The 15,756-nt window shown below is 42.6% G+C and carries 11 protein-coding genes; 3 read left to right on the forward strand and 8 right to left on the reverse strand.

Annotation, left to right across the window (positions count from 1 at the left end; all coding sequences use genetic code 11):
• Positions 1-597: 597 nt before the first annotated feature.
• Together AC5JL8_RS14610 and AC5JL8_RS14615 are read right to left on the reverse strand one after the other, a co-directional pair.
• On the reverse strand, positions 598-3,627 hold the full coding sequence (locus AC5JL8_RS14610; RefSeq protein ID WP_495880509.1) for a hybrid sensor histidine kinase/response regulator: 3,030 nt from the start codon (positions 3,625-3,627) through the stop codon (positions 598-600).
• 5 nt (positions 3,628-3,632) lie between these two features.
• A complete protein-coding gene (locus AC5JL8_RS14615) occupies positions 3,633-3,866 on the reverse strand; it encodes a helix-turn-helix domain-containing protein (protein ID WP_495880510.1) in 234 nt (77 codons plus the stop codon).
• 610 nt (positions 3,867-4,476) lie between these two features.
• Here AC5JL8_RS14615 and AC5JL8_RS14620 point away from each other — a divergent pair.
• Positions 4,477-6,705: a family 10 glycosylhydrolase gene (locus tag AC5JL8_RS14620; RefSeq protein ID WP_495880511.1), complete on the forward strand. Its 2,229-nt coding sequence runs from the start codon at positions 4,477-4,479 to the stop codon at positions 6,703-6,705.
• Between the two features lie 661 nt (positions 6,706-7,366).
• Here the strand turns inward: AC5JL8_RS14620 and AC5JL8_RS14625 are convergent.
• The 3 genes from AC5JL8_RS14625 to AC5JL8_RS14635 form a co-directional block, all read right to left on the reverse strand.
• A complete protein-coding gene (locus AC5JL8_RS14625) occupies positions 7,367-7,657 on the reverse strand; it encodes a hypothetical protein (RefSeq protein WP_495880512.1) in 291 nt (96 codons plus the stop codon).
• Positions 7,658-7,862: 205 nt separating this feature from the next.
• Positions 7,863-8,579, reverse strand: a complete 717-nt coding sequence (locus AC5JL8_RS14630; RefSeq protein ID WP_495880513.1) for a Crp/Fnr family transcriptional regulator — start codon at positions 8,577-8,579, stop codon at positions 7,863-7,865.
• A 501-nt stretch (positions 8,580-9,080) separates the two neighbouring features.
• Positions 9,081-9,986: a protochlorophyllide reductase gene (locus tag AC5JL8_RS14635; RefSeq protein WP_495880578.1), complete on the reverse strand. Its 906-nt coding sequence runs from the start codon at positions 9,984-9,986 to the stop codon at positions 9,081-9,083.
• A 462-nt stretch (positions 9,987-10,448) separates the two neighbouring features.
• On the opposite strand from AC5JL8_RS14635, the gene AC5JL8_RS14640 reads away from it, so the two are divergent.
• Both AC5JL8_RS14640 and AC5JL8_RS14645 read left to right on the forward strand, forming a co-directional pair.
• Positions 10,449-10,988 (forward strand): GrpB family protein, encoded by a 540-nt coding sequence (locus tag AC5JL8_RS14640; RefSeq protein WP_495880514.1) that lies wholly within the window; start codon positions 10,449-10,451, stop codon positions 10,986-10,988.
• A gap of 456 nt (positions 10,989-11,444) precedes the next feature.
• A complete protein-coding gene (locus AC5JL8_RS14645; protein ID WP_495880515.1) occupies positions 11,445-12,290 on the forward strand; it encodes a hypothetical protein in 846 nt (281 codons plus the stop codon).
• Positions 12,291-12,610: 320 nt separating this feature from the next.
• On the opposite strand, the gene AC5JL8_RS14650 is transcribed toward AC5JL8_RS14645, so the two are convergent.
• The 3 genes from AC5JL8_RS14650 to AC5JL8_RS14660 form a co-directional block, all read right to left on the reverse strand.
• On the reverse strand, positions 12,611-13,840 hold the full coding sequence (locus tag AC5JL8_RS14650; RefSeq protein WP_495880516.1) for a class I SAM-dependent methyltransferase: 1,230 nt from the start codon (positions 13,838-13,840) through the stop codon (positions 12,611-12,613).
• A gap of 240 nt (positions 13,841-14,080) precedes the next feature.
• Positions 14,081-14,857 (reverse strand): SDR family NAD(P)-dependent oxidoreductase, encoded by a 777-nt coding sequence (locus AC5JL8_RS14655; RefSeq protein ID WP_495880517.1) that lies wholly within the window; start codon positions 14,855-14,857, stop codon positions 14,081-14,083.
• A gap of 76 nt (positions 14,858-14,933) precedes the next feature.
• Complete coding sequence (locus AC5JL8_RS14660; RefSeq protein ID WP_495880518.1) at positions 14,934-15,752, reverse strand: PIG-L deacetylase family protein; 819 nt, start codon at positions 15,750-15,752, stop codon at positions 14,934-14,936.
• Positions 15,753-15,756: the final 4 nt, after the last annotated feature.

Below are 15,756 nucleotides of genomic sequence, written 5' to 3' on the forward strand. Positions count from 1 at the left end.
AAAGACTCATTCACGGAGTTCAAAGCTTCGTTCACGAGTATAAAAGACTCGTCGGCGAGTATAAAAGACTCATTCACGAGTATCAAAGCCTCATTCACGAGTATTAAAGACTCATCGGCGAGTATCAGAAATTTTGTAACCACCGCCGTCCCGCCCTTATAAAGCGTCCGTGGCACAGAGAGAAGCTTTTCTTCTCAGAACAAAGATTTCATAAGTCCCCAGTCCCTTTAGAACTTACGCACTTAGATCCCCCAACCCCCTTCAAAAGGCTACCGTGTACACACAAGTCTTTGAGAGTTGTCCCACAGGCTTTTGATCCCCCCAACCCCCCTTTTTAAGGGGGGCTAAAATCCCTCAAAGTCCTCCAATTTATCGGAGGATAATGACGGATCTACAATGATTTCGGTTTAGTACACAGATGTGTGTACACCGTAGCTTCAAAAGGGGCAGCCCTGCGCCCTTGCGGGTTCCCCGACTCCCTCAGTGGCGTGGCTTTAGACGTTCCCCCCTTTTGAAGGGGGGTTAGGGGGGATCAAGGTTTCAGGCTTGAGTGCGTAAGTCCTACCCCAGTCCCCCAGTCCCCAGTCCCCTAGTCCCCTAATCTCCCGTCCCCAGTCCAATTAAATCAGAAATTGCCCGCACTAATACTTGTGGCTCAACAGGCTTGGAGATATGTCTTTCAAATCCTGCTGCTAGTGCTTGTTGGCGATTAATTTCTCCAGCATAAGCAGTAAGAGCGATCGCCTTAATTTCTTTGCCTTGCTTTGCTAATCGTTCCTTCACCTGCTGCATCAATATATATCCATCAACTCTTGGCATCCCAATATCGCTGATTAGGACATCCGGCTGGCACTGATCAAGCATAGTGAGTGCTTTTGTTGGTGATGCAGCTGTGCATACTTCTGCACCAGATTTTTCTAGAATTACGCGCAATAAATCGAGCATATCAGCTTCATCATCAACCACCAAAATCCGCAAACCGTTCAAATTAGGCGTATCAATAGGTAGTTCAAAATCTGGAGTGGTTTTGAAAGCGATCGCAGAAACTGGCAATTTAACTGTGAATACTGCACCTAAATTTTCTCCGGGACTTTCTACTTCTACAGTGCCATCATGTAATTCTGTAATGTGACGTACAATTGCCAACCCCAATCCTAAACCGCCGAAGTTACGGGTAGTAGAGCCATCTTCCTGACGGAAATACTCAAATACATAAGGCAGAAATTCTGAGGTAATGCCTTTGCCATTATCTTTTACTTGAATTTTGGCATACATCCCATCTTGTTCTAGCCGCACTTCTACTTGTCCTCCTGGCGGTGTGAACTTGACGGCATTGGTGAGCAAATTCCAAATAATTTGCTGAAGGCGGCCTGCATCCCCAGAAACTTGCTTAATATCAGTCGCCAGCAGCTTTTGAATTTTAATACCTTTTGCTTCTGTTGCTAACTGCACTGTTTCTAAGGCTGCTTCAATCACAGAGATTAAGTTCACAGGGCAGATATTCAAGACCATTTTGCCTTGGAGGATACGCGAGACATCGAGCAAATCTTCTATTAGTTGAGCTTGGAGTTTGGCGTTGCGTTCGATTGTTTCTAAGGCTCGATCAGTAGTTTTTTCGTCAAACTTCCGAGTTCGTAACAAATTTGCCCAACCCAAAATCGGATTCAGGGGCGATCGCAATTCATGAGACAACACTGCTAAAAATTCATCTTTGATGCGATTGGCAGTCTCGGCTTGTTCTCGCGCTATTTGTTCTCGTTGTAAAAGTTTTTCACGCTCTTGTTCAGCAAGTTTGCGATCGTGAATATCTGTTGATGTGCCATACCATTTAATGACTCGACCTTGCTCATCTTTAATCGGGATGGCGCGAACTAAAAACCAATGAAAAACTCCATCAGCAGCTCGCTTCATGCGGCACTCTTTTTGGTAAGAAGTTCCTGCTGCTAAGGATTTTTCCCATTCCTGGTAAGCACTTTGAACATCGTCGGGATGAATAACTAAACTGGAGTTTTCGCGCCTGCGTCCTTGTTCGAGTGACAGTCCGGCATACTCACGCCAATTTTGATTGACATATTCTAGTTTGCCATCGGCATTGCTTGTCCAGACAATTTGTGGCATAGCGTCGGCAAGCTGACGAAACTGTTCTTCACTTTGCCGCAATCCTGCTTCTGCCCGTTTGCGCTCAGTAATATCTCGAAAATAAAGTGCAAGTCCATCTTTAAAGGGGTAGGCTTTTACTTCTAACCAGCACTGAAGCGGTTGACAAAACTCTTCCCAAGAGATAGGAACCTGCTGTGCAACTGCACGGTGCATTTCTTGGTATGCCAACTCATCAACTGCGCTAAGGAATACTTCTTCCCAAATATTTTTACCAATTAATTCTTGTGGCGATCGCTGCAAGATTTTTGCCGCGCTTTGGTTGACATAGGTGTAACGCCATTGGCGATCAAAAGCCACAAAAGCATCGGTGATACTTTCAAGAATATTACTAATGTGTCTATGGGCTATCTCCGCTTCAGCACGTAATCGCTCACACTGTGCGGCTTTTGGTAAGAGTTCACAGCCTGAGAAAGGTTTTATGTAGTTATTAAAGAAAGCTGTTTGCGCTTGACTTAAACCTGCTAAAGTTTCAGAATCCTGGGATTTTGCAATCGCTGTGGCTACCTGTGTGGCAATCATCTCAAAAAACCCTTGATATTCACTATTTAGCGATCGCCACGGACTAACACCAACTATTAACATCCCTAATAGGTGTTTCTGTCCCGGTTGTGCAAGAGGTAATATTAACGCTGAGTGCGGAGCATCGGCAGTAGCAAATTCTTCTACATTTGCAAAATGTTTGGCCAGTTGCGTCACAGTTTCGGCTTTTTTGGTATTAACAACTCGTGCTAAGGGCCATGCTGCGCGATCTAAGTGAATTTGTCTGGGACTTGCTGATGTATCTACAGCCAAACCATGTGACCCCATCAGATTAACTTGCTGATTTTCTTCATCCAACAGGTAGAGTAAACAAAATGGAATATCTGCTTGATTTTGGGCGAGAATTTCAGTTGCGATCGTACAGGTTACTTTTACAGTTTTTGTTTGAGGTGCGATCGCTGCTAAGTCTTGTAAAGTCCGCAATCGTCGCTCACTGGTAATTTGCTGTGTAGTTTCAGTAATGGTAGTAAAAATCCCTACCACATTACCGATTTCATTTTGAACTGGAGTCATAGAGAAGGTAAAGTAGCACTCCTCCAAATATCCATTGCGATTGATCATAAACCGTTCATTGGCGAACCCAGAGGCTTGTCCACTGGTGAATACAGCTTTTAATGCCGGGACTATGATGTGCCATACCTTAGAACAACATTCGTAGGCTGGTTGACCCAAAGCCGTTTGATGTTCTGTCAAGCCAAACATGGCGCAGTAAGCATCGTTATATAACTGAATAAACTCAGATCCCCACATGAGGATCATTGGAAAGCAAGAGGTCAGGCAAATGCTAAGAGTAATTCGTAAACTTTGCGGCCAATTTTTCATTGGGCCAAGTGGTGTGCTAGCCCAGTTAAACGCACGCGTGAGTGCCCCCATTTCGCCACCACCCGCAAAAAGCTCCTCCATTCCAGGCATTGCTCCTTGAGTCACAGTTTCTATTCCTCTTCTGGAAATTCTGGAAAATATTTTTTAAGTAGCTCTTTGGTATTACTATTAACTACTTGGCTCAATGCTAGTAAACAAGGCTGTGTGCAATCGTTTTCCCTGCGGTTAATTGTGCTGTAAGTAATCTCAACAACTTTGACAAGCTGCTCTTGAGTCAATTCAGGTAACTGCCGAAGTTCGCAGGTAGGTTTGCCAACCTCTGGTTGCTTTGGTATGTGATCCATCCTTCTATGATTGGTTTGGAGGAATCTGCCTGTTTTGGAGAGCGCTATACCGTAAGTTATAGCTGATTATCCCTCTATAGATAGAGAGACTTATCTCCCTTGCGATTGATTCTATTTGGTAGCTGAATTGTCTTAAGCATTTATTCTTTTGTATTCTAACTGAGCTTCTGCCTTTTAGAAGTTTTGCAACATAACCATTTTGATTGGAATGATATCTCAATCAATGATAGTTCAGGTCTTCTGTTCAGCTTATTTTTACAGACAATAACTAAATGTAAGATTTCCTTTACTTTTTTGATATTAGGTTACATAAAACAATGGCGGTAACCCTACTGTTTAAATGCACAAGTCTGAAACAATTATTCAATAAATAAACAAATATTAATATGCATAGATTGCTGGTATGTACACTAGTGGATTTGCCATGAATCAAGTTTAAGACCGCAACCTTGTTTTGGGGTAAGTTCAGCTTGGCACAACTCACTCACTAACTGCGTCAATTATCTGAACGAAGCTAAATCTGCATTAGTTTTTCTGGGGCAGTAATTTAGTCATTGTATGAAATGTTATAAATTAACTTGATTTATTCAGCATAAATACCAACAGAATAATGGCAACTCAGTTCCATCACAAAAGTATACGAGTTAACGCTTGGTTAGCTAACTTATTATCCATACCTAAGCAATTGCTTTTCATTCGACAAGGTTGGTGGACAATTAAGCGTCTTCTGCCAGTTTTATTTGCGATATCATTTGCTACAGTATTGTTGCTGGAAAACCTCACCCCTGCAACCGCTCAACTATCACAGTTACCTTCTCAAGAAATCCGCGGGGTTTGGCTGACTAATAATGATTTTGATATCTTGAAGCATCGCGCTAAAGTACAAGACACAATTACTCAATTGCGTCGGTTGAACTTTAACACAATCTATCCCGTGGTTTGGAATGATGGCTATGCAAAATATCCGAGTGCGATAACGCAACAAATGGGTATCCCTTTTTTCTTCAAAGGTGCAGAGGGACAAGATGTGATTGCAGACATCATTACTCAAGCCCGTCGCCAAGGAGTACTGGCGATACCTTGGTTTGAGTTTGGTTTTATGGCTCCCCTAACTTCAGAATTGGCATCTCAGCATCCAAATTGGCTGACGCAAAAGCGGGATGGAAGCCAAACTTCGATTAGTGCTGCGGGTGAGGTAGCCTGGCTTAATCCCTTCCACCCAGAAGTGCAAAAGTTTATTACTGACCTCGTGGTAGAAATCATTACCAGGTATAACGCTGATGGTATTCAATTTGATGACCACATGAGTTTACCGGTTGATTTTGGTTACGACAAGTACACAGTTAACCTCTATACTCAAGAAACTGGGAATCCTCCCCCGACCAATCCTCAAGCTCAAGCATGGATAAAATGGCGGGCAGATAAAATCACAGCCTTTATGATGCGGCTAAACCAAGCTGTGAAAACAATAAAACCCAACGCAATTTTTTCTGTTTCTCCTAATTACTACGACTTTGCTTATAAACTTCAGCTGCAAGACTGGCTTAACTGGGTACGGCTGGGTATTGTAGACGAACTTGTAATGCAGGTTTACCGTAATGATTTGGAAAGTTTTGCCAGTAAACTTACTCTTCCAGAAATCATAGAAACACAACAATTAATACCTACTGCAATAGGTATTATGGCAGGGTTGAGAAATCGCCCAGTTTCTATGCAACAAATTCAGTCTCAAGTACGGGCTGCTCAACAACGTGGTTTAGGTGTAACCTTTTTCTACTACGAAAGCCTTTGGGACTATGCGCCAGAACCTTTAGCACAGCGACAAAATGGATTTCTGACGCTTTTTCCTAACCTAGCTTTGCGCGATACCTCTCAATTTACTGCCAGAAAGCCCAGTTTTGACTCGATATCAGTTCCTTTATTTACAAAAGGTTCAGTTGGGCAACGTGTTCGCGGCTATTTTCTGGAGTTAGCAGTCGCGGGGGGTCAGCCAAGACGTGTTTTAATGGATACAGGTTCAGCAGGGTTGAGAGTTCCTAAGGAATTTTTGGGAAATGCCCCGATTCGCAGCACAGGTGAAATTATCAAGGAAGAATTAAGCGATGGTACTCTCCTAGAGGGAGAATTAGTTTACGCCACTGTGCAATTTGGTTTGATTTCAACAGAGGAGCCTGTTCCCGTGCTGGCTGTTACAAGTCGCCAATGTATTGCCCAAAAACCTAATTGCTCTGCGAAAAGTGGTGCGCCATTCTCCGGTATTATCGGTGTCAACTATTCGGAGCGATCGCTTCCCTATAATCCGTTGAGAAAACTACCAGGAAATCTCAGCAATGGATTTATTGTTACTGGTAATGGCGGTAGTAGCAGCAACGGTAGCCTCATTCTCGGCTTGACAGCAAAGAATCGAGAAGGTTTCAAGTTGGCTTCTTTGAGCCAACAACCTGCAATTAATGGTATACCCGGCAACAGATGGGACTCTAAACTCAATGGAGTTTGTTTAACTATTTCTGGCAGTTCAATGAAAAATTCCTGTAACGGCAAAATGATCGTCGATACTGGAGCAAGCAGTGGTTTGGCTCAATTTAAATCTGCTTCTTTGATGGGTAAGCTCAAACCAGGAAAGTTACGCCCAGAAAATGTTGTGAAGCTAGCAATTCCTAACATCTTTAACTACAGCCTTGTACCGGGAAACCGTGACGGATTTAATCTGTGGAACATTAATATCTCTCCACGGGCAGAGCATCCTGTGGTTATGAATAGTGGTATTGCATTTTTCGACAAATACGATGTACTTTTTGACCCAACTAATGGACAACAGGGTTTTCGCGATCGCAGTTAAGTTTGTAGCTCGATAAGCAGGGTGTGTTACGGTTATGTAAAGATTTAAGAGTGTAAGAGAATGAAAACTAACCGTAACGCACCCTAAAATTTAAGACTTACTGTTGCTAATGTGTTTTGAGGATTATTTATTTAAGTGATTGTTACAAGCTGTGATTGTAAATAATCAAAACAGTAAAGTTTAGTTGCAAATTAATCCATCACAATTTAATAGTGTTATTTTAATTATTGAAGCTACATAGCTTCCCTGGCAGATACAACAGCCAAAGTCCAAAGTCCAATTAGTTAAGAGGTAAAAACGCTGTTACATCATCTGTCTCGTCGACTAACAACAACACCCAACTCGATAGCTTATATTTCCTCAATGTGGTAAAGAGGGGGTCATACAACTAGATTACATGGCGAGTATGTAATCAATGAATGTAGCCCCGTGTGAAAGATAAAAAAGAGGAAATCACTAAGCAAGTCGTAGCTTGGGTGTTGTTGTTTTTGATATCTCTTTGAAGATTACTTTGATAAGGTGTTAGGCAAGTTACTTATACCATTTCACGTATACCATTTCACGAAATGCCTGATACAAATGATCTGTCTCTAATTCTTTCCCCCTGCTCCCTGCTCCCTGCTCCCTGCTCCCTGCTCCCTACTCCCTATGTGTATCAACCTTAAAGCGGAACGGTATTAGTGGGTGGTCTTTTCTTGCCTGCGGCATCCAAATTAAGCTTGAGAACAGGTTTATTTAAAGAAGATTGCCTCCGCATCAACATTTGAATTTCTCTCTCTATCAAATCTCTCCCTTGGTTAAAAAAGTTTTGGGAGTTAAATGGAACTAAGTCACGGGATAAACGTTGAGTTTGTGCTGGAGTAAGACTAGGTAACTGTTGTTGAGCATAAGCAGAAGCTTGCCCGGCTAATAAAAAAACTGTTGATAAAATTAAGGCTTTAGCTTTTTTCATACATTTTGTGCTTGAAAGCAACATTCAAGCATCTGTGTTGGTCTGGCTATAAGCAAGATACACTTATTGTCTTGCTTATTACCTCATACAAATGGGCTAATTAAATCAGGTGAAAATATTGTAGGCTGCTACTAAAAACCTTGTATTTTATCGGTAGCGATCGCTTGGCTTGGTTGTTTGGATGAAGAACTTAATTTAAACACGTTCACTGATGCTTATTAGCTAGCAACCTAGCAAACTCGCCTTTAATGATTGCATAACACGAACAGGAAGCCGCTTCCAATCCTTGCCGATTCAGAATAGTAATTTTGCCTCGGTTGTAGCGAATCAGACCTGCCTGTTGAAGGTTATTAGCAGCCACCGTGACTCCAGAACGTCGTACACCCAGCATCTGGGACATAAATTGCTGAGTCAGTAGCAACTCATTTGAGTTTGCAAGGTCACACAAGAGCAACAGCCAACGGGCAAGTCTCTCCTCTAAATAATGCAAGGCGTTGCAGGCAGCCCATTGAGAGGTTTGGGCGTACATGGCTTGTATGTACCGCATTAGCAGACTTTGCATTGAGCCACCCTTCTGAAACTCGGTTTTAAGCAAGCTTGCTTTCATCCTCATGCCAGAGTCTGGTATCTGTACAATCGCGGTTGTGGTAGCGATGTTGTCTCCCAAAGCTGCGGGGATACCCACTATTCCCTCATTACCCACTAAGCCGACTTCGATCGTCGAGCCATCTTCCGGGGTGGAAATCAAAGAAACTATTGCCCAATTGGGAAAATAGACGTATTCAATTGATTCACCAGCTCTGTGAAGGACTTGCTTCAAAGAGAGCGTGACGTACTCTAAATGGGGCACAAGGCGCTGGTATTCTGCATCTGGCAGAGCAGCAAGCAGTCGATTGGCTACTTGGGGGGAGGAAAAGGACATGAGGTATTAGTAATCTCCTTAATTAAGTCGTTGTTAAAACAACTGACGCCATAAGAAAAAGAATTTAGGCTCTAATCCAAATGTCAAAAGGTGTTTATTTACTAAATAATTCGTAATCTAGCTTTTATATGCTATCTAATCTATATTCTCCGCCGCGTATACCGCGAGCGGTATACGCGGCGGAAATTTTAGGCCGCGATCGCCTTATCTGTAAGTACCAGAGTCGGAGCAAATTATTTTGCTGGTGTTACTGTCCAGCCGTAGAATTTAAGAGCAACAAAATAGCCCCAGATTTGATGAAGGTTAATTTTTGCAAGTCGATGCATTCGCAATGTTACAGCGATCATAGGATTTAAGCCCTGCGATCGCCATGAATGTTAATGCACAGATCTGTCCCGTCAAGAAGAGGATGGGGAAGGGAAATTGGGGAAAAGGGGCAAGATGTATTTATAGTTTTCTCTCCTTGTCCCCCAGTCTCCCCCTCTCCTTGTCCTGTTCTGGTCACGCAAGTCCAACCAACTTTGCGCTCAAATCCCACAAGCGTTCCGCTTTTTCATCATCGCGGGCTTGGGGAGAGACTTTTTGCACAAACGACTTGCCATCTTTCTTTTGGCGATTTCCCCAGCTCCAATAAGCACCGGATTGCTTATAATCGGAATCGGCAACCACCGCCGCAACTCGCTCACCAGCTAAGTCTTGAGACACATATCCCCCAGTGATATACTTCTGGAACAATGGGAAGATTTTCTGGAACAAGGGATAGTGGTTGCGGAACAAAGGAGTTTCTGCCACACATCCGGGATAAAGAGAACTGAAGACGATATCTGTTGATTCGTGATAGCGCCGATGCAGTTCTCTCATGGTCAACACATTGCAGACCTTGCTGTCTTTGTAAGCCTTAACTGGTTCAAACTTCTTGCCATCAATCATTGAGATCGGCTCTTTAAATCCTGCGGCAAAGCCATCCAGATTTCCTAAGTCTGGGCGTGGCGGGATTTTGCCACCCAGTTCGTCTGGGTTGTGCGTCACAGTTCCCAAAATTACGAGCCGCCGATCTGCTGCTGATGACTTCTTTAAATCTTCAAGCATCAGGTTGCACAACAGGAAATGACCGAGGTGATTAGTGGTAACAGTCAACTCGTAACCTTCTGGGCTACGCAAAGGTTCTTTAATCAACGGCATATAAATTGCCGCGTTGCACACCAAAGCGTCCAAGGACTTGCCGCTAGTCCTAAAATTGTTTACAAATTGTCGAACGCTTTCCAAGGAACCTAAGTCGATATGCATAATAGTGTAGCTGTCCTTGGACATCCCTACATCTTGGGCAGCTTTTTGGGCCTTCGCTAAATTGCGACAGGCCATCACCACGTGCCATCCCCTTTGGGCAAGCGCTTTTGCAGCATACAAACCGACCCCTGAAGAAGCACCCGTGATCGCAACCGTTGAGTGCCGATGTTGTTCCATATCTGTTCAAACTCCATTGACCGTGTTGTGACTTTATCTAGGATCTCACGCCAATGGCATTGATTAACACGATTAGAACTTACGCAAAAATATTATTTTAGGACTTACGCACTCAAGCCTGAAACCCCGATCCCCCCTAGCCCCCCTTTTTAAGGGGGGAACGTCTAAAGCCACGCCACTGAGGGAGTCGGGGAACCCGCAAGGGCACAGTGGCTCCCCTTTCTAAGGGGGTTGGGGGATCTGAGTGCGTAAGTTCTGTATTTGTTGAGGCTGGGTGTAAGGGGATGGGGTGTAAAGCTTTTAAGCGATCGGCAGTCATATAAAGTAGCCTGAGCTTTTGACTTGCTGTCATCACCAGTTATTATTCATAATTATGTCCGTTTGAATGGACATAATATTTATCGTATGCTTAAGAGAGTAAAAGTTGTATCACATGATCCAAGCTGGGCGCAGCAGTTCAAGCTAGAAGCAGCAGCCATCTGTGCAGTTTTCAAGCAGCAGCTGATAGATATTTATCACATTGGCAGTACCGCTATTCCCCAAATTAAAGCAAAGCCTATCATTGATATCCTAGCTGTAGTTCAAGACATCCATACGGTAGAACAGTTTAACCCCGCCTTAGTCCAACTCGGTTACGAGCCACTTGGCGATTTTGGCATTCCTGGACGGCGTTTCTTTGCTAAGGGCGGCGACTTTGACCGCACTCACAATCTGCATATCTTTCAAATAGGACATCAAGAGATTGAATACTGTCTCAATTTCCGCGACTATCTCATCGCTCATCCTGAAGAAGCCACAACCTATAGCCGTCTGAAGGAAGAACTGGCACAACGCTTCCCAAAGGATATCAACGGTTACCTAGCTGGGAAAAACGATTTTATCAAAGATACCATCAAAAAAGCTAAAGCATGGCGGACGGCTTTAAGTAAACAATCGTCATCGTAGAATCTGACAATTTCTAAGTACAGACCACCATAAAAAAGGTGCGGAAATTAAGCCGCAATTGCAAGGGAGCGCAGCGCCTGCCGTAGGATGCCCGTACCCCTACGCTTAAGCAAGCTACACGTAGCGTCTCCTTTAGGAGAAGGGCTGTAGGGCGATCGCAGGATTTATGTGCAGATTTACCTCAAAATTATGTTTAGTTCACAATAACCTTATTTAATCCCCGTATTATTACTTTATTATTATATCAACCGGGTGCTTTCAGTAAAATCTCAGACGTAATACTTTTGTCATTTAAATCAATACAAAAGGTATGATTTAATACCAAAAAATATTTTTTATATAGCAGCCACAGCTTGAGCTTTTTCTAGGTATCAGTCATGGCCTTATTTGTGTTGCATTTTAATACTTTAGCCAATTTAGCGAAGTTGATTACCTCAATTTGACTTCTAGAATTTTATGAGACAGTACTTAGGATTTAAGAAACGTTGTTTATTAGTTTATACATCTTTGCTGGCGAGTACAGTATTAGTAACCTCACCTAGTAAAGCTGCTACTTTTGCTTCATCTGGAGGAAATGTACTGTTTACAAACTTTAGCCAAAGTCCAGTTGGTATTCTTACAAACACTGATGTTGATACTGTAACTGTTGGTCAAGATAGTAGCGTAGTTGCTAAAGCTGAGGCAACCGCATCTTTTATTAAAGAAAATCCCACATTAGCAGACAATTTTTCATTTAGTGAGGCTACAGGTAACGGTCAAAATTATTTCGGACTGGCAACAAGCGAAGCTATAATTGCTGGTAGTTTTGTAATAGAGGAAAATAGTTTTTTCTCATTTGACTTCATAGCTTCTTTATCTTTATCAGCATCAGCCGATAATTCAGAAACAGAGAATGCAAGTGCAAGTGGAAATATATTTTTTACATTAATTGATATTTCTAATAACAGTATTTTAGCTTATTTTGATTTAACAGGAAATTTAAGCGTTAAGGGCGATAACGATTTCCTCAAATCTCAAAAAACTGATAATGTTACCTTAAATTTCTCTGTTATAGATTTTACTGAATCGCCAAAATCTGGTTTTGCTTTTTTTGAAGGTTCTGTACAACGTTACTTCAGTAACAAAACAACTGTAAATTTAATAGAGGTTAAGAAAAATCAAGCTCGTGTTTCAGTCCCTGAATATTCAAGTGGCGTAACTTTGCTTATCAGTTGTGGTCTAATTTCTATTTTAGTGCGACGTCAACGCCAAAAAATCACCTCAATTTACTTATCAACAAACAAAGCCACCTTGAATATTTAAAGACAACTGTGCAATTAATTTTACTTTGTTATTCAGCACTGTTTAGGTGAGAGAGGTCATACCGAGTTGCATTCAAAGATAGTAAATTAGGGCAGCAGAGGAGCAGGAAGAGAAGTTGCCAGGAGGGTTTCCCTCCAAGCAAACTTCGGGGAGCAGGGGAGAGTTATTGTATAAGACGCGATTAATCGCGTACTTTCCCCTCTGCCCCTCAAGCTTGTGAGAATTGCGGGGTATGTACTTTAAATTTTGCCCTCTATTTTTATTTTCCCAGAGTGATGGAAAAGTCATAGATTCACCCAGCACAATGAGTATGCTTTTTCTTACAATGTAATAACTTCTGAAGTAACACCCATTGCAGTGAGCATTTCCTGAATTTCATTGCGGTAAATTGAGTTCATCACAATTACCTGATCTGGTTGATAGTCGCGGAGGAATTCTGGCGACATGATTTCTTTACCTACTCCTGGGATAAATTTTCCATGACGGTGAGGATTGATATCAACAACATATTCAATCAGATCAATGGCATCCAGAGTGGTCAGAAACGCAACACACTTAGACCCCGAACCCCAAATTACGGCCCGCTTACCTTGAGATTGCAGGTTCTCTAAGTGAAGCCTCCATTTTTGCAAATGATTCTGGATTTGAGTAGCAAAAGTTTGGACATACTGAGCGGTCTGCTCAATACTTTCCTCTAAAGGATGAATTTTATCAGATGATGTGGCGACTGGACGCGCTTCAATTAAGAGGTACTGTTCCCCATAAGTGCGATATAAATCTATGACCTCAAACCCACAAGCACGGAATAAGCGGGCTAGAGAACCAGGGGTAAAGTAAGAACAGTGTTCGTAGTAGATGTCTTCAAACGCTAAATCTTGCAATACTCGAATTGTATCAGGAATCTCAAAGAAGACGATTGTGTTAGTGCGATCGCCAATTGAACGCCGGACTTTGGTGACAAATTCTGCTGTTGGTTGAATATGCTCCAAAGTATGGCGACAGCAAATAAAATCGCCTACATACTCGGCATGATGCTCATCATAATATTCTTGAATGAACTTCACCCTATCTGCTGCTTGACTTTGAACCCGACCTGGCACTACGCTGGGGTCGATACCCACACCACGATTGTTACCTAACTCACACAACAGCAGTAAAAAGTCTCCTTTACTACAACCAATCTCGATAATATCTTTGTTGTGCAAGTCATATTTATCGATCAGGTGATTGGCTAAATCAATAGCAAATTTATTGAAAGTAGGTGAAAAACTTTGCTGGTCTTCGTAGTTAGGGGCATAAGCTGACCACTTAGAATCAAAGGCTACATTGGTAATAAAGCCACAGCGATCGCAATAGCCCAAGACTACATCTCCACAAGGAAAATCTAAAGCTTGTTGCGGTGTCGATGTCATGAGACAGCTATGCACAGGAACGTTACGCACCTCATAAAATATCGACAATTCGTGATGACCACAGTTCGGACAGGTAGATTCTTGGAGAGAATTTTGTTTATTTTGCTTAATATTTTTGATTAATTGTTGTTGAATCATTTTTATCTCCTTATACATTTAAATTTGTTAAGTCTTAAGAGGATGCCTGAAAAGTATTAGATATTTCGCCTGATCCCCCATAGCTCCCCTTTTTAAGGGGGGAATAATCTCAAAGTCCACGGCAGTTGCTACAACGGGGGGAACCCCCGCAACGCACTGCCTCCCCTTTTTAAGGGGGATTTAGGGGGATTTACAAGTCTCAAATACAACATCAAAAAGTTTTCAAACATCCTCTAATAACTAATCTTTACCTGCTGCTAGATAGCCACCATCTACTGGTAATATTGCTCCGGTGATGAAAGAAGCTTCATCAGAAGCTAAAAAAGCAACAGCAGTTGCCACTTCTTCCGGTTCACCAATGCGATTCATCGGATAGGATTGGCATACTTTCTGATAAGTTTCAGGCTCGCTTAACCACTTTTGTGTCAACGGTGTAGTCACCACCCCTGGACAAATGCAGTTGACGCGAATATTGTCAGTCGCATGAGCCACAGCCATGTGTCTAGTGAGATTAATCACTCCTCCCTTAGCTGAGTGGAACGCCATACCTTCGGGAAAACCTGTCAGTCCTCCAATAGAAGAGATGTGGACTATCGAACCACCATGAACTTTTCGCATCTGGGGGATAGAGAACTTTGAGATTAGATAAACTCCTTTGAGGTCTGTATTAATCACCTGCTCCCAAAGTTCAACTGAGGTATCTACCACAGTTCTGCCACCCCCATAAATTCCCGCACTGGTACACAAAACATCTAGCCGATTAAATTGACTGATAATCTGGTCAACCGCACGTTGACAATCGGACTCTTGAGTGACATCGCATTTGATTTCCAATGCTTTACCACCAAGAGATTCAATTTCCTGGCGTACTAGGAGAGCCTTTTCTAAGTCTCTGCCCACAACACCAATAGCAGCACCCTCGATAGCCAATCGAATGGCGATCGCTCGCCCTAGTCCACTATTTCCGCCTGTAATTAAAGCAACTTTATTTTCAAACCGCCTAGATAATATATTCATTTATTTGGCTCTTGATTACTTTACTAAGCGAAATGAACATTATTTACTCAATTTTTCAGGTTGGACATTTTAAGTTTTAGTTGAAACGATAGCGACGGAAAAACTCATAATTTTGAAAAAAACAGTCGAGAAAATCACCCTGAGCAACATCCCCAAGAGTTACCCATCGAGGATCGGGCTTGAGACGAGTCATCTGCGACTGATGTTGTTCCAGTGCAATGCGTTTGTGGTCTAAAACAGCATGGATATCAACAGCGCAGCTAAACTGTTGGAGTAACCGGAGACTGCTTGCTAAGTTTTGTCGCCAAACCGCTAAAGCTGGACTTTTATCGCCTTCAAAAACAGTCCAAGGCCAATGCCGCCAAAACCAAATCGGATACTCATACACTGTGACTGGAATGCCGCACTGCCTTAATGCAGCAATCACGATCTGATTCGTGGCATCGTGATCGGGCACTCCATCTTGGACATAGGGAATAAATACAGTTTCCGGGAAAATCCTGAAAATAATCTGTTTAACTTTCTCAATAGCGATCGCCTGATTATAAGCTAAACTACCATCTCCAATTCCCAGGAAAAATACATTTGTTGGTTCAACGCCCAGTTTTTCAGCAGCAGCTAGCGCTTCTTGGGCACGGATAGCCTTGAGCTTTTCGGCTGGGATTAAATGGGAATGGGATTGGCTGCCATCCGTCATAAATACAATTTTTAAATCCGCCCCAGCCTGCTTTTTCTGAAAAATAGTGCCACCACAACCAAGAGTTTCATCATCGGGATGAGGAGCAAAGACAATTGCCGATTGACAGAGGTGGGTGCGATCGCATTCGATGCGGCGGCTTTCCATTAGTGCGCGGCAGACACGACGTATAGGTATCTGTATAGCAACTGGATTCATGGCA

This window comes from Mojavia sp., from assembly GCF_059505145.1.

Bases quoted from the DNA above. Each gene is read 5' to 3' on its own strand.
- AC5JL8_RS14645 (WP_495880515.1), top strand. From the start codon at position 11,445: ATGAGACAGTACTTAGGATTTAAGAAACGTTGTTTATTAGTTTATACA.
- AC5JL8_RS14655 (WP_495880517.1), bottom strand. From the start codon at position 14,857: ATGAATATATTATCTAGGCGGTTTGAAAATAAAGTTGCTTTAATTACA.
- AC5JL8_RS14620 (WP_495880511.1), top strand. From the start codon at position 4,477: ATGGCAACTCAGTTCCATCACAAAAGTATACGAGTTAACGCTTGGTTA.
- AC5JL8_RS14650 (WP_495880516.1), bottom strand. From the start codon at position 13,840: ATGATTCAACAACAATTAATCAAAAATATTAAGCAAAATAAACAAAAT.
- AC5JL8_RS14615 (WP_495880510.1), bottom strand. From the start codon at position 3,866: ATGGATCACATACCAAAGCAACCAGAGGTTGGCAAACCTACCTGCGAA.
- AC5JL8_RS14640 (WP_495880514.1), top strand. From the start codon at position 10,449: ATGCTTAAGAGAGTAAAAGTTGTATCACATGATCCAAGCTGGGCGCAG.
- AC5JL8_RS14660 (WP_495880518.1), bottom strand. From the start codon at position 15,752: ATGAATCCAGTTGCTATACAGATACCTATACGTCGTGTCTGCCGCGCA.
- AC5JL8_RS14630 (WP_495880513.1), bottom strand. From the start codon at position 8,579: ATGTCCTTTTCCTCCCCCCAAGTAGCCAATCGACTGCTTGCTGCTCTG.
- AC5JL8_RS14625 (WP_495880512.1), bottom strand. From the start codon at position 7,657: ATGAAAAAAGCTAAAGCCTTAATTTTATCAACAGTTTTTTTATTAGCC.